Below are 15,498 nucleotides of genomic sequence, written 5' to 3'. Positions count from 1 at the left end.
CACACGTCAGCCACCATCATGCCTCAAGCGCCCCCTAATTGACGACTTTGTGATCCAAGACAAATGGCGAACACTTGTAAGCTGTAATCTTAGAGTTTAAACTCCAGCGCGATTTTTCAGTGCCCCTTAGGGCGTACAACTGTTACTTGAGGATGTCTGACTGATGCCGAAACACCACCTGGTTCGACTGATGCGGGAACGTATCGCCCGGCTTGGCAACAAGGCCGCCCTGCGCGTACAACAGGATGGCCAGTGGCGTGCCATCGGCTGGCGTACCCTGGGGCAGGCCATGGACTACTGCGCCCAGGCGCTGATCCGCGCCGGCCACCAGCCTACCGAGATGGTCGGCATCTATGCCCGCAACATGCCGGAGTGGACCCAGGCCGATCTCGGCATCTTGGCCGCCCGCGGCGTCAGCGTCCCCATCTACCCCACCAGCACTCTGGATCAGCTGCGCTACATCGTCAAAGATGCCGGCATCAAGGTGCTGTTCGTCGGCGAACAGCCCCAGTTCGACCAGGCGCTGCAACTCATTGAAAGCGGCGAGATCCAGCAGCTCATCGCCCTCGACGGCAGCGTCAACCTGCGCGGCTGCCAACAGGCGAGCCACTTCCAGACGTTTCTGGTCTCCGGCAATCACCAGCCCAGCGAACAGGCACTGCGCGAGCGCGAGGGCCAGTACCGGATGGACGACCTGCTGACCCTGATCTACACCTCGGGCACCACGGGTGAGCCCAAGGGGGTCATGCTCGATTTCGCCAACATCGCCGCCTGCTTCGAGATGCACAACAGCCGCCTCGATCTGAACGAGCAGGACGTGTCGCTCTGCATGCTGCCGCTCAGCCATGTGTTCGAGCGCGCCTGGACCTACTACGTGCTCTATTGCGGCGCCGAGAACGTCTACATCCGCGATCCGCAGAAGGTAATGGATGTCATCGGCGAAGTGCAGCCGACCGTGATGTGCGCCGTACCGCGCCTCTACGAGAAGGCCTACGCCATGATCCAGGCTCGCGTCGCCCAGGCGCCGCGCCTGCGCCAGGCCCTGTTCGGCTGGGCCACCCGGGTCGGCAAGCAGATGGTCGCCACCCGCCAGGCGGGTAAAGCCGCCTCTCCCCTGCTCTACGGCCAGCTCTGGCTCGCCGAGCGGCTGGTGTTTCGCAAGCTGCGCGCCCGTTTCGGCGGCCGCACCCGCTTCCTGCCGGTGGCCGGCGCCCGCCTCGCCGACGAGGTGAACTTCTTCTTCCAGGCCATGGGGCTCAACCTCAAGTACGGTTACGGCATGACCGAGACCACCGCCACCGTCTGCTGCTACGAAGACAGCCAGTTCAAGCTGGGCTCCATCGGCACGGCGCTCAGCGGCATCGAAGTGAAGCTGGGTGAGAACAACGAGCTGCTGGTGCGCTCCCCCACCGTGATGCGCGGCTACTACAACAAGCCCGAGGCCACCGCCGAGGTGATGACCGAGGATGGCTTCCTGCGCACCGGCGATGCCGGCGAGCTCGACGGCGAAGGCAACATCTACTTCACCGAGCGCCTCAAGGAGCTGATGAAGACCTCCAACGGCAAGTACGTGGCACCGCAACTGGTGGAGGGGACCCTCGGCAAGGATCGCTTCATCGAACAGATCGCCATCGTCGCCGATGCCCGCCACTTCGTCTCCGCGCTGATCGTGCCCTGCTTCGAGTCGCTGGAGGAGTACGCCCGCTCCATCAACCTGCAGTACCAGTGCAAGACCGAACTGCTGCGCCACTCCAAGGTGGTGGAGTTCTTCGAGGCGCGCATTCAGGATCTGCAAAAGGAGCTGGCCAAGTTCGAGCAGGTGAAGAAGTTCACTCTGCTGCCGAGCGCCTTCTCCATGGAGCTGGGTGAGCTGACTCCCACCATGAAACTGCGCCGCAAGATCATCGAGTCCAAGTACCAGAGCGAGATCGAGGCCATGTATAACCATGTCTGAGTACAACAACGTCTGAGACCGCTCGGATTTCCGGAAATAAAAAAGCCGCTTCAAGAGCGGCTTTTTTTGTTGCCTGTCATCAGGCCGGGGTCTTGCTGGTCCCGAAGTAGTCGGCCAGGAAGTCGTCGAACGACAAGCTGTCGCTGCGCTCCCGCTCCCGCTGCTTGGCCAGGGACTCCCGTGCCTCGCCGGCAAAATAGGCTTCGTCCCAGTACTGCAGCTCGCCAGCCAGCATCTCTTCCCGGTAGCGGCTCGCCAGCTCGTCGGCGAAGGCGCCGTTGTCCTTGCCGCTCTCCAGCAGCTGCTTGAGCAGGCGGGCGGAGTAGGTGAGCTCGGGGTTGAGCAGCTTCTCGCGGTGCATCGCCAGGGTCTCGCGATAGCGGTTGCGGCCGCAGCAGCGATCCAGCAGCGCGGCGACCTCGGCCAGCTCGTCAAACAGCTTGAGGCCGAACTCCTTGAGGCCGATGAGGTTGCCCTGTTCGTCCTCCAGCTCGAGGCCGGGACGGCGCCCCTCCAGCACCACCTTGGTCTGGTTGCGGCGATTGCGGGCGATCTCCTCGTCATCCAGCACAGGGGACGGGCGCAGCAGGCACCAGACCAGGAACAGGTCGAAGAAGCGGATCTGATCCACCTCGATGCCGTACGGGGTGAAGGGGTTGACGTCCACGGTGCGCAGCTCGATGTATTCGATGCCACGCTGCTCCAGCGCGTCGGACGGCTTCTCGCCGCTGCGCGGGGTGCGCTTGGGGCGGATCGGGGCGTACAGCTCGTTCTCCAGCTGCAGCACGTTGTCGTTGAGCTGACGGTACTCGCCATTCACCTTGACGCCGATCCTGGCGAAGTCGGGATCATGGGTGTTGATGGCGCGGCGCAGGCTGCTCACATAGGCCGGCAGGTTGTCGTGGCTGATCTTGAGCCCAGCCTGGGCGCTGTTGGTGTAACCCAGATCCGACAGCCGCAGGGCGGTGGCGTAGGGCAGGTAGAGGGTGCCCTTGCCGGTCTTCTGGAACGGCAGGTTGCTCTTGCGCCCCTTGAGGAAGGATTCGCAGATGGCCGGCGAGGCACCGAACAGGTAGGGCACCAGCCAGCCAAAGCGGTAGACGTTGCGAATAAGCCCCATGTACTTGTCGGAGATGAAGCGCTGGCTGCAGCACCCCTCGCACACCAGCTCCTGCCACTCGCACCAGAAGCTGTCCGGCATGGAGAAGTTGAAGTGCACCCCGGCGATCACCTGCATCAGGCTGCCGTAGCGGTTCTTCAGCCCCTGCCGGTAGAGGGTCTTCATCCGGCCGATGTTGGAGCTGCCGTACTGGGCCAGCCGGATGTTCTCCTCGTCGCCGACGAAGCAGGGCATGGAGAGCGGCCAGATCCGCTCATCACCCAGGTGATGAATGGTGTGACGGTGGATGTCGCCAAGCTGTTCCAGCAGGCTGTCGATGGAATCGGTGGCCGGCGTGATGAACTCCAGCAGGCTCTCCGAGTAGTCGGTGGTGATGTTGGCATGGGTCAGTGCCGAGCCCAGACTTCTGGGGTGATCGGTCTGGGCCAGGGTCCCCTGTGGGGTGATGCGCAGACATTCACGTTCGATCCCGCGCCGGATCCCCTTGAGGGCGGTCAGCCGTTCCGGCGAACCCAGGGCGGTCAACAACTCGGTGAGTGACAAGCTTGTCGTAGTCATATTCACGGCTCATGTGTGGCCGCCCCACAGGGGGGCGGCACTATTTTTATGTAGCGCCCTCAGGGCAGCTGCAGCGGATAGATGGGAAGATGAAGCTCCTGCAGGGGTTTTTCAAGCTTTTGCTTGTCCCCCACCACCACAATCACCATCTCGGCCGGGTCAAGCCAGCGTGCCGCACTGGCCTTGAGCGTCTCGGCCGACACCGTCTTGATCAGGCTGTTCTGGGCCTGCACATAGTCCGGCTTCAGGTCATACATGATCATCTGCAGCAGGAAGCCCGCTTTCTGGCCAAGCGTCTCGTAAGAGAGCGCATCCTGCTGGGAGACGGCGCTGCGCATATAGGCGAGCTCGACCGGGGTCGGGCCGCTCTTGCGGTAGTTGTCCATCTCCTTGAGGAACTGGCGGATGGCATCCACGGTCGCATCGGCCCGCACGTTGGCACCGGTGGCGAAGGTACCCACCTCCCGGTTGGCGGAGAAGCCCGAGCTGGCCCCATAGGTATAGCCCTTGTCTTCCCGCAGGTTGAGGTTGATGCGGCTGTTGAAGTTGCCGCCCAGGTTGAAGTTCATCAGCCCGGCGGTGAAGTAGTCACCCGTGGTATCGAACGGCATGGCGCGGCGGCCGATGCGGATCACCGACTGGGGCGCCCCCGGCTTGTCCACCAGATAGATACCCGGCTTGGCCTGCTCGCCTTCGGGCTTGAGGCTGCCAAGGGAGGGCGCAGCCCCCTTCCACTGGGTCAGGAAGCCGAGTTGATCCTCCACCTGGGACTGGGTCACGTCACCCACCACTACCACCTTGGCGTTGGTCGGGTTGTAGTAGTTCTGGTAGAAGCGCTTCACGTCCGCCAGGGTCAGCTTCTCCACATCGGCCAGCACGCCGTCACCCGGCTGACCGAGACGGTTCTGCTTGCCGTAGATCAGCTCGCGGAAGGCCTGACCGGCCAGCCACTCGGGCTGCTGCTCGCTCTGTTTCATCCCCTGCAGCATCTGCGCCTTGACCCGCTCGAAGTCGGCCTCGCGCATGCCGGGCCGCTCATACACCTCGCGCACCAGCGCCAGGGTCTGTGGCAGCTTGTCGGCCAGGCTGCTGATGGTGACCAGGTTGTTGTACTGGGCGCTGGAGACGCTGACGCTGGAGCCGAGCTTTTGCAGCTCGTCGCTGAGCTGGGCCTCGGTCAGACGCACCGAGCCCTGCCCCATCATGCTGGCGGTGAGGCTGGCCAGCCCCAGCTCGCCCTTGCCTTCGGCCCGCATGCCGCCCGGCAGGGCGACCATGATGGAAACCGCAGGGATCTCGTCGCTCTGGGTGCCGATGATCTCGATCCCCTTGTCGAGCTTGCCGTGCCAGATGGCGGGCACCTTGACGCTCACCGCATCGGCCGCCTTGGGCTGCACGCTGCGATCGAAGTCGTCTTTCACCGGCCGCTCGGCCAGCACCTTGTCATGCTTGGCGTAATCCGGCAGCTCGCGCTTGGCCGGGGTAAAGTTGGGCTTGGCGGCCTGCCAGTCGCTCTTGCCCTTGGGCACCACGCTCAGCACCACCGCCGGCTTGTTCAGGATGAACTTGTCGTAGGCGGCCTTGACCTGCTCCGGCGTCACCTTGCCGATGGCGTCCAGGCTCTTGAACACATAGTTGGGATCCTGGGCGAACACCTGGCCCATGGCGAGCTGGCTCACCTTGCCGGAGACGCTGTCCAGACCCCAGATGGCCGAGGCACGATAGCTGTTGATCGCCTTCTCCAGATCCTCCGGCTTGAGGCCGCGACCGGCGAACTCGCCGATCACCTTGTCCACCTCGCTCTTGAGGGTCTTCAGGCTGCCATCCACCGCCGGGTTGGGATAGGCGTAGACGGTGAGGGTGCAGGCCAGCTCCTCGCAGTAGTGGGAAGCCCCCACATCGATCGCCTTGCCGCTCTTGACCAGCGACTGGTAGAGCATGGAGCTGGCGGAGCCGCCCAGCACATCGGCAAACATGTCGAGCGCCGGCTCCTGCGGATCGCCAAGCGACACGGTCGGGTAGCTGATGTAGAGCAGCGGCAGGTGCACCTTGTCCTCGAGCGTCACGTAACGGGTCTCGGGCAGGGTCACCGGCTCGGGGGTCGGCTCGGCCACCTCGGGTCCACGCGGGATCGGGCCGAAGTACTTCTCAATCCAGGCCAGCGCCTGCTTGGTGTCGAAGTCGCCGCCCAGGGTGAGGGTGGCGTTGTTGGGGCCGTACCAGCGCAGGAAGAACTGCTTGAGATCGTTGACGTCGACCCGGTCGAGATCCTCCACATAGCCGATGGGCTGCCAGGAGTAGGGATGGGTGCGCGGGTAGAGCGCCTCGCCCACCTTCTCGCTCACCAGGCCGTAAGGCTGGTTGTCGATGCGCTGGGCCCGCTCGTTCTTGACGGTGGCGCGCTGGATCTCGAACTTCTTCTGGCTCACCGCGTCGAGCAAGAAGCCCATGCGGTCGGCCTCCAGCCACAGTACCTTCTCCAGCTGGTTGGCCGGCACGGTCTCGTAGTAGTTGGTGCGGTCCTTGTTGGTGGTGCCGTTCATGTCGCCACCGGCCTCGTTGATGATCCGCATGTGCTCCTGATCCCCCACGTGCTTGGAGCCCTGGAACATCATGTGCTCGAAGAAGTGGGCGAATCCGGACTTGCCCACCTGCTCGCGGGCCGAGCCCACGTGATAGGTGACGTCCAGGTGCACCAGGGGATCGGATCGGTCGGGCGCCAGAATGACGGTCAGGCCGTTGTCCAGCTTGTACATCTGATAGGGAATGCCGAGCTTGCCCTCTTCCTTGACCTGTTCCGACACCAGGGTGGGTGCCGCCAGCACGGGCAGAGAGAGGCCCAGAAGCATGCTTAATGGAATGAGTTTGTTCACGGTTACCTCGTGAGTGAAGCTAGAAGATCTGCCTGGCCAGCAGAAAGACCAGGGCATAACGCAACAATTTGCCGAGCCCGATGAGAATGAGAGAGCGCCAGAAGGAGAGGCGCAGCCAGCCGGCCAGCAGACAGAGACCATCGCCGACCACAGGTGTCCAGGCCAGCAGCAGACACCAGTGGCCATGTTGTTTGAGCCAGCCGAGGGCCTTTTGTTCCCCACGGCCTTGAAAATCTTCCGGTTTTTTCTTGAAGGTGGCGAGCCAGCCGAGCCACCAGGTGGTCATGGAGCCGAGGGTGTTGCCCAGCGTCGCCCACAGCAGCAGGCTGGCCATGCTCCACTCCCCCTTGGTCGCCATGGCCCCCAGCAGCACTTCCGAACTGCCGGGCAGCAGGGTGGCGGAGGTGAAAGCGCTCAGAAACAGCCAGCCAAGCCCCAGCTCGGTGATGCCATTCATCCGGCCAGCTCATCCGCGGCGGGCATCCGCAGCAGCAGCTTGCCGCGCACGTGGCCCTGCTCGATGGCCTGATGGGCCAGGGCCCCTTCCGCCAACGGGAATTCGCCGGAGACGGTGATCTGTACCTCCCCCTGACGCAGCAGGATCAGCATCTGGCTCAACTGCTGGCGGTCAGGATGTACCAGCATGCCGAGCACTTCGATGGCGCTGCCGGCCGCGGCATCCTTGATCTGCTGCGCGGTGATGGTGGGTACCGTCACCAGCCGGCCACCCGGCTTGACGCAGGCCAGCGCCGCCTTGCCGCTCTCGCCACCCACCAGATCCAGCACCAGATCGACCAAACCGTCGGCCACCACCTGGGCGGCCCAGTCTGCATGGTGGTAATCCACCATCTTGCTGGCCCCCAGCGCGTGCAGGAAGCTGTGGTTGTCACCGCTCGCCGTCGCCACCACCTCGGCGCCATAGGCGCTGGCAAACTGCACCGCCAGATGGCCGACGCCGCCGGCGCCGGCCAGGATCAACACCCGTTGTCCCGCCTTGAGGGCGCCGTGTTCGAACAGCCCCTGCCAGGCGGTGAGACCGGCCAGCGGCAGCGCCGCCCCCTGCCTCAGAGCAAGCTCCTCCAGCTTGACCAGCTCCTCCTCGCGGGCCACTACGGACTCGCCGTAGCCGCCGGCGGTGAGGGGAAAGCCGACCATGCCGCACACCCTGTCCCCCTCGGCCAGCGAACTGACACCAGGGCCGACCTTCTCCACCACGCCGGCCACGTCATAGCCCGGCGTCCAGGGCAGCTTCTCCTTGTTTTGCGCCGCCGCCCAGCCGAGGCCGGCCCGGGTCTTGGCATCGATGGGGTTGACCCCCGCAAAGCAGATGCGCACCCGCACTTCGCCCTCGGCAGGCACCTTGTCCTGGGAAGGGTTGAGCCTGAGTACCGAGGGGGCGCCGAATGCGGTAATCTGTAGCTGCGTCATTGCACAATCCATCCTGTTGATTGATCAAGGGTCAACAGAATAACAGCGAGGACACCATGGCTCGAATGTTTCTTATTCCTCTATTGCTGGCCCTGGGGTGGTGGGCGTTTCTGCTCTACTTCCGCATCCCGCTCAAGCAGGGGGCCAAGGGGTTTTACTGGATCATCGGCATCGGTGGCGGACTGGCCGCCTTCCTCAGCCTGATGATGGTGCTGACCCACTAGCACAGCGCCCGCGCGCAATAAAAAGGCCACCCCGAGGTGGCCTGATGATCAACTTCCTTGCGAACTGAGATGGTAGTGGCGGTTGCTGCCCTGCCCCAGCACGCCCTGGGCCAGCAGATGCTGGAACACCCGGTCCACCTCCTCCAGCGACAGCGACAGCGCCTGTGCGACGCTGCGCTTGCTGCACTTGAGCTCGCCACTCTCCAGCGCGCTGCGCACCTGCTCCACCACCTCTGGCTCGGGCTCCGGCCGGCCGGGCAACTGCTGTGCCATGGCAGCGGCCTCCGCCTGCTGCAGCACGATCTGTTCCCTCTCGCGATCCCGCTGCCACAGCCAGCTGCGGCGAAAGCGGTTCTCCTCGCCGATCAGACTGACGAAGAAGGCGCCGAACACGTCGAGCAGCACCGAGAGGAAGCAGACCAGCAGAAACTGCACCTGGCTGATGCTCATGCCCACCCCGTCCGCCAGGCTGCTCATCAGCCCCAGCATGGAGGATTGTTCGTTGACGGGCTTGGCGTCGCGCTCCTGGCGCAGCTCGTCCTGGCGCAGCCTGAGCTTGGTGTTGGCCTGTTGCAGGCCGCTGACGCCGCTGGAGATGCGCGCCATCTCGATATACTTGCGGGCCGCCTCCTCGTTGAGCTGGATCTGCCGCTCGATGCTGGCGATCTGCTCGTCGAAGCGGGCGATCTCCCGCTCATGGCGCGCCTGCTGGTTGAGGATGGTGTTGGTGGCGCTGTTGATGCCGCCTATGCTGCCGCCGATGGAGATGGCGGCCAGCACGCTGTAGAACAGCAGCGACCAGAAGGCCCCGCTCAGATCGCGACGCGCCTTGCACTCCCCGTATTCATACCAGACGTAGAACTTGCCCAGTTCGAAGATGATGGCCAGGCCACCGAACAGCCACTTCATCAGGGGATTCTCGTCGATGGAGAGAAACAGCAGCAGGGAGAAGACAATGGAGGCCAGAATGGCCAAGCCGGTAAAACTGTACACCGTGGTCAGTGCGAACCACCCCTTGGGGTAGCGCAGCACGGCAGAAGCCTGTGTGGTCATGAGAAAGCGGGCGCGATATGCAGGAAAAGTTGGCTGCCGATTATAGTCAGCAGACTCCTCGAGAGAAGGACAATCACCATAATTGCACCAGATCCTTGGTCAGTTGCCCAGAGTGCGACCAAAACGGACAAATCGACCGCAAAAAGTCGATACACTCACTGCCGACTCTCGTAGCATGGGAGATTGAGCCTGATTCTGCCCGGATTCAGCAAGACTGGCATACACTGACCCGCAACAACCAACCACCGAGGCCACAATGAACCGAACGACTAGCTTGTTACTGCCCCTGCTTCTGGTTGCCGGCGCCGCGCTGGCAGCACCGCAGTATGAGGAGGAAGGTGGTACGGCATTTTCCGTCGATGCACTAACCTTCAACCTGGACTGGGATGACAAGCAATTTGGCTGGTCATCGACCAACTGCTTCGAGCCGGGAGTGAACGATGGCACCCAGACGCCATGCCGGGAAAGCAGGGTCAGCTTCGACGATGAAGAGCACCGCAATGATCCCCCCGGCAGCAACCAGATGCCCGCCACCCAGGGCACCGGCCAGTAACCAAGGAGAACTTTCGTCATGACTCATTCAACCATGTTCAACAAAGGCGCCCTGCTGCTCTCCCTGCTGTTGGCCAACGGGGTTGCCTTTGCCGCCCCACCCCACTCCAAGGATGGCGATGGCATCCGGCTCTCCACCGACAACATCAAGCTGAACGTCGACTGGGATGACAAGGAGTACGACTGGTGGCAGCACAACTGCCTGGATCTCGGCATCGGTGACAGCCGCATCAAGCTCAACTGCGACAAGATCGACGGCAAGTACCGGGATCACTACAACCGCAGCATCCATAGCGGCAACAACCCGGGGCAGGGACATGACAAGTTCAAAGATAAGGACAAGGGCCACGGCAACAAGAAGCACTGATCTGACTGCCGGCGTGCATGAACAGGGGGCCCATGGCCCCTTGTTCGCTTTTCCTACCAGTAATTCTCCGCACTGATGTTGCCGGGCGCCCGCCGCAGGTTCTTGGCCAACCCCAATGACAACAGGGTCTGCTGGGTCTCCTTCACCATGGCCGGGTTGCCGCAGATCAGCACCTGGCTCAGCTCGGGAGCAAATTCCAGCCCCACTCGCGCCTGCAGGCGACCATCGGCGATGGCCGCCGGGATCCGCCCCTCCATCGCTCCGGGCCAGCTTTCACGGCTGACGAAGGGGACGTAGCGAAAACGCTCGCCATGACGCTCGGCAAAGCTCGCTATCAGATCCCGATAGCTCAGCTCCTCCCCCTTGCGCACCCCGTGCACCAGCACCAGATTCTCGAAACGGGCAAAGGCTTCCCCGTCGGCCAGCATGGAGAGGAAGGGGCCGATGGCGGTCCCGGTGGAGAGCAGCCAGAGATCGCGCCCGGCCGGCACCTCGTCCAGGGTGAGAAAACCGGTCGCCAGGGATTGCACCAGCAGGCTGTCGCCCGTCCGCAGGGAACCCAGGGTCGGAGTCAGCTCCCCATCGGGGATCTCGACGAAATAGAACTCGTGGTAGGGAGTCGAAGGCGGATTGACGAAGGAGTAGGCCCGCTGGACGCGGCGTTCGCCCTGCTCGAGGGCCAGTTTGGTGAATTGCCCCGCCTTGTAGGGGGCCAGCTCGGCCGCCACGCGCAGGGAGAACAGGGTGGGTGTCCACTCGATGCGTTCAAGGACGCGACCTTCGACCCAGGCCATAGGGATCTCCTCCAGAGGAACAGGTCTTTACTCTACCCCCGGGCCTGAAAATAAAAAACCCGCGCAAGTGCGCGGGTTTTTTCTGCAAAAGCGAATCGCTATTACAGGGCAACAACCTGGATCTGTACGGTTGCTTTAACGTCAGCGTGCAGCTGAACAGCAACTTCGTAGTCACCGGTGTTACGCAGAACGTTGCCCATGCGGACTTCGCTCTTGGCAACGGCTACGCCGGCAGCAGTGATGGCTTCAGCCACGTCACGGGTACCGATGGAACCGAACAGCTTGCCTTCGTCGCCAGACTTGGAAGCGATAACCACGGTAGCCAGTTCGGCCAGCTTGGCAGCACGCTCTTCAGCAGCAGCTTTGTTGGCAGCCAGTTTGGCTTCCAGCTCAGCGCGACGAGCACCGAAAGCTTCGATGTTGGCCTTGGTGGCCATAACAGCTTTGCCTTGCGGGATCAGGAAGTTACGGGCGTAACCAGCTTTCACGGAAACTTGGTCACCCAGACCGCCCAGTTTGGCGATTTTGTCGAGCAGGATAACTTGCATTACCTTTCCTCTATAAATTTCGTTGAGTTAGGCTTAAGTGCCGGACCGATTCTTACTTGTTGTGCAGATCGGTGTACGGCAGCAGAGCCAGGTAACGAGCACGCTTGATGGCGCGTGCCAGCTGACGCTGATACTTGGCGCGGGTACCGGTGATACGGCTCGGTACGATCTTGCCAGATTCAGTGATGTAGTTTTTCAGAGTAACGATATCTTTGTAGTCGATCTCGGTAACGTTCTCGGCGGTGAAGCGGCAGAACTTACGACGACGGAAATAACGTGCCATGGCCTTTATCCTCTAGTCAGTGATCCAGAATTACTCTTCGGAAGCAGCTTCAGTAGCTTCTTCGCGGCGCTCGTCGTCACGACGGGTGAAGCGCTCTTCCTTGGCCTTGGCCATCGGAGAAACTTCAGTCACGGCGTGCTTGGTGCGCATGATCATGTTGCGGATAACGGCATCGTTGAAGCGGAAGTTGGTTTCCAGCTCATCGATAACGGCTTGCTCTGCTTCTACGTTCATCAGAACGTAGTGGGCTTTGTGCAGTTTGTCGATCGGGTAAGCCAGCTGACGACGGCCCCAATCTTCCAGGCGATGAATGGTACCACCGGAGGTGGTGATGGCGCCGGTGTAACGCTCGATCATGCCAGGTACTTGCTCGCTCTGGTCCGGATGAACCATGAAGACGATTTCGTAATGACGCATTTTAGCTCCTTACGGATTAATTCAGCCTCCGCCCAGGTGCAGCCAGACCTCGGAGGCAAGGAACATAATGGTGTTTAGACGCTGCTTTTCTAGGGCGGCGTATTGTACGAAATCCCATCCCTCACTGCAACCAGCCACCGCCGATGTTTTTATCTATGGGAACAATACAAAACTTCAATTGATAATAATTATCATTTAGATCTATTCTATCTCCATGCACTTATGGAGGCTGATACCATGCAACCCGCGCTGACCACGGCCATCCCGGCCCGCAAATTCAAACTGACCCTGCTCGGGCCGGCCTTTATCGCCGCCATCGGCTACATAGATCCGGGCAACTTCGCCACCAACATTCAGGCCGGCTCCACCTTTGGCTACCAGCTGCTGTGGGTCGTGGTGTGGGCCAACCTGATGGCCATGCTGGTGCAGACTCTCTCGGCCAAGCTCGGCATCGTCACCGGCAAGAACCTGGCGGAACATATTCGAGACCGACTGCCCAAGCCGGCGGTCTGGGCCTACTGGGTGCAGGCGGAGATCATCGCCATGGCCACCGATCTGGCCGAATTCATCGGGGCCGCGGTCGGCTTCAAGCTGCTGCTCGGCGTCACCCTGCTGGAAGGGGCCGGCATCACCGCCGTGGTCACCTGGGGGATCCTGATGCTGCAGTCCCGCGGCCAGAAACCGCTGGAGTTCGTGGTGGGCGGCCTGCTGCTGTTCGTGGCGGCGGCCTACATCGTCGAGCTGGTGTTCTCCCGCCCCCATCTGCCCAGCCTGCTGGAAGGGGCCCTCTTCCCCGGCCTGCCCAACAGCGACGCCGTCTATCTGGCGGCCGGGGTGCTCGGCGCCACCGTGATGCCTCACGTCATCTATCTACACTCGGCGCTGACCCAGCACACCCAGGATCAGGGCTCGGTTCCCCAGCGGCTGCACACCACCCGGGTTGACGTGGCCATCGCCATGACCATCGCCGGCTTCGTCAACCTGGCCATGATGGCCATGGCCGCGGCCGCCTTCCACAGCTCCGGCAACCAGCAGGTGGCCGAACTGGAGTCTGCCTACCAGACCCTGACTCCGCTGCTGGGCCAGGCGGCCGCCACCCTGTTCGGCCTCTCGCTGATCGCCTCCGGCATCAGCTCTACCGTGGTGGGCACGCTGGCCGGGCAAGTGGTGATGCAGGGCTTCGTGCGCTTCACCATCCCGCTCTGGCTGCGCCGCGCCATCACCATGGCCCCCGCCTTCGTGGTGATCGCCATGGGTCTCAACACCACCGAAATTCTGGTGCTGAGCCAGGTGGTGCTGAGCTTCGGTATCGCGCTGGCCCTGATCCCGCTGCTGATGCTGACCGGCGATCGCGCCCTGATGGGGCAATATCGCAACCACCCGGTGACTCAGGCGCTCGGCCGCCTCATCGTCGCCCTGGTGATCGGGCTCAACGCCTACCTGCTGGTCGCCATGATCTAGCACTCATCATCCTGCCTCCGGACCGGCTCATTAACCGAGGTTAATGAGCCGGTCTGCGCTTTGACGTATGCTGGCGGCTCTCTTCCTCTTCGATCTGCGGGAGCCATCCATGTCACATACCCGAGCCAGCTTCGTGCTGGGCCACCACCAGGAGCAGGCCAACGTCATCTGCTGCCAGAGCGGCGATACCAGCCTGCTGGTCACCGACCTCACCCCCTTTCATCCCCAGAGCCACCTCTGGCCCGATCAGCCGGGTGACGTGGGCACAGTGCGCTGGGAGGGTGGCGAAGCGGCCGTCGGCCCCTGCCGCATGGGGGCCATCAGTCCGGATGGGGAGCTGTTCGTCGACCAGGCGATCCCGGTCAAGCGGGGCGCGGAAGGGTGGCGTTTCGTGGTGGTGCACCCGCTGGCTGGCCACTGTGCGCTGCCGGTGGGCAGTCAGGTGACGCTGCAAGTGGATGCCGAGGCCCGTCACGCCCTGAGCCTGGGCCACAGCGGCTGTCATCTGGCAGCCCTCGCGCTCAACCGGGTGCTGATGCCTTACTGGCGCAAGGAGGTGAGCGAGCGGGATGCGCTGGATCAGCCCGATTTCGACCGCCTCGCCATCCAGACCTCGCGGGTCGAGCCCAATGGCTCGCGCGAGCAGTACCGGATCGGCAAGAGCCTGCGCAAGAAGGGGGTCAACAGTGAGGCCCTGCTGGCGGATCTGGCTCAGATTGAAGCGCACATCAATCGCCAGCTGGCCGACTGGCTGGCAACCGGAGGCGAGATCCGCCGCAGCCGGGCCGGCGAATCGATCATCGACTCCCGTTACTGGCACTGCCCGCTGGAAGGGCAGGAGGTCACCATCCCCTGCGGCGGCACCCATGTGGCCACGCTGGCCGAGCTGGGACGGATCGAGACAGTCCTCACCGCCGAGGCAGAGGGGTTTGTCATGATGACCCGGGTCTACCCCTGAGGGCGTCCGAACTCGGCGACCAGCGCGTCGATCAGGGCGCGTACCCGGCGCGGCTGATGCCGCCCGGAGGGGTAGACGATCTGCAGCCGTGACGCCGGGGCGGCGAACTCGGGCAGGATCTCCACCAGGCGACCACGGGTCAGATCCTCCCCCACATCCCAGCGGGACTTGAGGCAGATCCCCTCCCCCTGCAGGCACCACTGGCGCACCAGATAACCGTTGTTACTGATGCGCCGCCCCTGCACCATCACCCGCTTCACCACGCCCTCGACCTGAAAAGACCACCAGCGCTCCGGATGTTCTCCGAAACGCATCAGCAGGCAGTCATGATCGGCAAGCTCTTCCGGATGGCGGGGCACTCCCTTGCGCGCCAGGTAGGCGGGTGAGGCGCAGACGATCCGGCGGTTCTCCCCCAGCGAAAGGGTGCGCAGTGTGCTGTCGGCCAGCTCTCCGTAGCGCAAGGCCAGATCGATCCCCTGCCCCACCAGATCCAGATAGCCGTCGGTCAGGTTGAGATCCAGCGTGATCCCCGGGTGTTGCGCCATGAAGCGATCGAGCAGCGGCACCAGCCGGCTGATCCCCAGATCATGAGGGGCGCTGATGCGCAGCAACCCGTTCATTTCGTCCCCGCCATCGCGCAGACGGCGCTTGAGCCCCTCGGCCTGGGCCAGCAGATGGCGCCCCTCCTCCAGCAACAGGCGCCCCTCTTCGGTGAGGCTGATGGAGCGAGTGGTTCTGCTGAGCAGGGTCGTACCGTAGTAGCGTTCCAGGGAGGCCAGCCGCTCCGAGACGGTTGCCGGGGAGAAGCCCAGCTCACGCCCAGCGGCGGCCAGCCCCCCTTTTTCCACTATGACCAGGAACAGATTGAGGTTCTCGAGCATGATTGTATTGATAATCCGAATTATGTT

Annotated in this window: 16 protein-coding genes; 6 read left to right on the top strand and 10 right to left on the bottom strand. The window is 62.9% G+C overall.

Going from position 1 to position 15,498, the window contains the following annotated elements:
- Nucleotides 1–163: 163 nt before the first annotated feature.
- Nucleotides 164–1,954, top strand: coding sequence for a long-chain fatty acid--CoA ligase (locus AB5Y95_RS16610; RefSeq protein WP_368161607.1), 1,791 nt, complete (start codon nucleotides 164–166; stop codon nucleotides 1,952–1,954).
- A 79-nt stretch (nucleotides 1,955–2,033) separates the two neighbouring features.
- Here AB5Y95_RS16610 and gshA read toward each other — a convergent pair whose 3' ends face one another.
- From gshA to AB5Y95_RS16590, 4 genes are read right to left on the bottom strand one after another with little or no spacing between them, the layout of a single operon-like run.
- Nucleotides 2,034–3,632 (bottom strand): glutamate--cysteine ligase, encoded by a 1,599-nt coding sequence (gene gshA / locus AB5Y95_RS16605; RefSeq protein WP_368161606.1) that lies wholly within the window; start codon nucleotides 3,630–3,632, stop codon nucleotides 2,034–2,036.
- A gap of 59 nt (nucleotides 3,633–3,691) precedes the next feature.
- Entirely contained in the window at nucleotides 3,692–6,505 is a 2,814-nt protein-coding gene (locus tag AB5Y95_RS16600; RefSeq protein WP_368161605.1) for a M16 family metallopeptidase, read from the bottom strand.
- 19 nt (nucleotides 6,506–6,524) lie between these two features.
- A complete protein-coding gene (locus tag AB5Y95_RS16595) occupies nucleotides 6,525–6,962 on the bottom strand; it encodes a YqaA family protein (RefSeq protein WP_017785611.1) in 438 nt (145 codons plus the stop codon).
- Nucleotides 6,959–7,933: an NADP-dependent oxidoreductase gene (locus AB5Y95_RS16590; protein ID WP_368161604.1), complete on the bottom strand. Its 975-nt coding sequence runs from the start codon at nucleotides 7,931–7,933 to the stop codon at nucleotides 6,959–6,961. The genes AB5Y95_RS16595 and AB5Y95_RS16590 overlap by 4 nt, the downstream gene beginning before the upstream one ends.
- 56 nt (nucleotides 7,934–7,989) lie before the next feature.
- Here AB5Y95_RS16590 and AB5Y95_RS16585 point away from each other — a divergent pair, with 56 nt between their 5' ends.
- Nucleotides 7,990–8,157 carry a hypothetical protein gene (locus tag AB5Y95_RS16585; RefSeq protein WP_005308905.1) on the top strand — a complete coding sequence of 56 codons (168 nt, stop codon included), beginning with the start codon at nucleotides 7,990–7,992 and terminating at the stop codon, nucleotides 8,155–8,157.
- Between the two features lie 48 nt (nucleotides 8,158–8,205).
- Here the strand turns inward: AB5Y95_RS16585 and AB5Y95_RS16580 are convergent, their stop codons facing one another.
- Nucleotides 8,206–9,210 (bottom strand): Preprotein translocase subunit SecY, encoded by a 1,005-nt coding sequence (locus AB5Y95_RS16580; RefSeq protein WP_162518947.1) that lies wholly within the window; start codon nucleotides 9,208–9,210, stop codon nucleotides 8,206–8,208.
- A 274-nt stretch (nucleotides 9,211–9,484) separates the two neighbouring features.
- Between AB5Y95_RS16580 and AB5Y95_RS16575 the strand changes: the two genes are divergently transcribed.
- Both AB5Y95_RS16575 and AB5Y95_RS16570 read left to right on the top strand, forming a co-directional pair.
- Entirely contained in the window at nucleotides 9,485–9,763 is a 279-nt protein-coding gene (locus AB5Y95_RS16575) for a hypothetical protein (protein WP_017780241.1), read from the top strand.
- Nucleotides 9,764–9,781: 18 nt separating this feature from the next.
- Complete coding sequence (locus AB5Y95_RS16570) at nucleotides 9,782–10,129, top strand: hypothetical protein (RefSeq protein WP_005308897.1); 348 nt, start codon at nucleotides 9,782–9,784, stop codon at nucleotides 10,127–10,129.
- Between the two features lie 53 nt (nucleotides 10,130–10,182).
- Here AB5Y95_RS16570 and AB5Y95_RS16565 read toward each other — a convergent pair whose 3' ends face one another.
- The 4 genes from AB5Y95_RS16565 to rpsF form a co-directional block, all read right to left on the bottom strand.
- On the bottom strand, nucleotides 10,183–10,923 hold the full coding sequence (locus tag AB5Y95_RS16565) for a ferredoxin--NADP reductase (protein WP_368161603.1): 741 nt from the start codon (nucleotides 10,921–10,923) through the stop codon (nucleotides 10,183–10,185).
- A gap of 101 nt (nucleotides 10,924–11,024) precedes the next feature.
- The gene (gene rplI, locus AB5Y95_RS16560; protein ID WP_005308892.1) at nucleotides 11,025–11,471 is read right to left on the bottom strand and encodes a 50S ribosomal protein L9; all 447 of its coding nucleotides are present in this window, start codon (nucleotides 11,469–11,471) and stop codon (nucleotides 11,025–11,027) included.
- 52 nt (nucleotides 11,472–11,523) lie between these two features.
- Entirely contained in the window at nucleotides 11,524–11,754 is a 231-nt protein-coding gene (gene rpsR / locus AB5Y95_RS16555; protein WP_005308890.1) for a 30S ribosomal protein S18, read from the bottom strand.
- Nucleotides 11,755–11,784: 30 nt separating this feature from the next.
- Nucleotides 11,785–12,171, bottom strand: a complete 387-nt coding sequence (gene rpsF / locus AB5Y95_RS16550; RefSeq protein ID WP_005308887.1) for a 30S ribosomal protein S6 — start codon at nucleotides 12,169–12,171, stop codon at nucleotides 11,785–11,787.
- 237 nt (nucleotides 12,172–12,408) lie between these two features.
- On the opposite strand from rpsF, the gene AB5Y95_RS16545 reads away from it, so the two are divergent.
- On the top strand, nucleotides 12,409–13,632 hold the full coding sequence (locus tag AB5Y95_RS16545; RefSeq protein ID WP_368161602.1) for an Nramp family divalent metal transporter: 1,224 nt from the start codon (nucleotides 12,409–12,411) through the stop codon (nucleotides 13,630–13,632).
- Nucleotides 13,633–13,699: 67 nt separating this feature from the next.
- A complete protein-coding gene (locus AB5Y95_RS16540) occupies nucleotides 13,700–14,590 on the top strand; it encodes a hypothetical protein (protein WP_368161601.1) in 891 nt (296 codons plus the stop codon).
- Here the strand turns inward: AB5Y95_RS16540 and AB5Y95_RS16535 are convergent.
- Entirely contained in the window at nucleotides 14,581–15,471 is an 891-nt protein-coding gene (locus tag AB5Y95_RS16535) for a LysR family transcriptional regulator (protein WP_019839919.1), read from the bottom strand. The two genes, AB5Y95_RS16540 and AB5Y95_RS16535, sit on opposite strands and share 10 nt — an antisense overlap.
- Nucleotides 15,472–15,498 lie beyond the last annotated feature (27 nt).

Source organism: Aeromonas sp. R5-3, from assembly GCF_040908225.1.
GTDB classification, from domain to species: Bacteria; Pseudomonadota; Gammaproteobacteria; order Enterobacterales; family Aeromonadaceae; genus Aeromonas; species Aeromonas dhakensis.
Note: the sequence above shows the minus strand (reverse complement) of the source record. Positions and strands in the feature narration are given on the sequence as shown.

Bases quoted from the DNA above. Each gene is read 5' to 3' on its own strand.
- rplI (WP_005308892.1), bottom strand. From the start codon at position 11,471: ATGCAAGTTATCCTGCTCGACAAAATCGCCAAACTGGGCGGTCTGGGT.
- AB5Y95_RS16545 (WP_368161602.1), top strand. From the start codon at position 12,409: ATGCAACCCGCGCTGACCACGGCCATCCCGGCCCGCAAATTCAAACTG.
- AB5Y95_RS16565 (WP_368161603.1), bottom strand. From the start codon at position 10,923: ATGGCCTGGGTCGAAGGTCGCGTCCTTGAACGCATCGAGTGGACACCC.
- AB5Y95_RS16595 (WP_017785611.1), bottom strand. From the start codon at position 6,962: ATGAATGGCATCACCGAGCTGGGGCTTGGCTGGCTGTTTCTGAGCGCT.
- AB5Y95_RS16580 (WP_162518947.1), bottom strand. From the start codon at position 9,210: ATGACCACACAGGCTTCTGCCGTGCTGCGCTACCCCAAGGGGTGGTTC.
- AB5Y95_RS16610 (WP_368161607.1), top strand. From the start codon at position 164: ATGCCGAAACACCACCTGGTTCGACTGATGCGGGAACGTATCGCCCGG.
- rpsR (WP_005308890.1), bottom strand. From the start codon at position 11,754: ATGGCACGTTATTTCCGTCGTCGTAAGTTCTGCCGCTTCACCGCCGAG.
- AB5Y95_RS16535 (WP_019839919.1), bottom strand. From the start codon at position 15,471: ATGCTCGAGAACCTCAATCTGTTCCTGGTCATAGTGGAAAAAGGGGGG.
- AB5Y95_RS16590 (WP_368161604.1), bottom strand. From the start codon at position 7,933: ATGACGCAGCTACAGATTACCGCATTCGGCGCCCCCTCGGTACTCAGG.
- AB5Y95_RS16540 (WP_368161601.1), top strand. From the start codon at position 13,700: ATGCTGGCGGCTCTCTTCCTCTTCGATCTGCGGGAGCCATCCATGTCA.
- gshA (WP_368161606.1), bottom strand. From the start codon at position 3,632: ATGACTACGACAAGCTTGTCACTCACCGAGTTGTTGACCGCCCTGGGT.
- rpsF (WP_005308887.1), bottom strand. From the start codon at position 12,171: ATGCGTCATTACGAAATCGTCTTCATGGTTCATCCGGACCAGAGCGAG.
- AB5Y95_RS16585 (WP_005308905.1), top strand. From the start codon at position 7,990: ATGGCTCGAATGTTTCTTATTCCTCTATTGCTGGCCCTGGGGTGGTGG.
- AB5Y95_RS16570 (WP_005308897.1), top strand. From the start codon at position 9,782: ATGACTCATTCAACCATGTTCAACAAAGGCGCCCTGCTGCTCTCCCTG.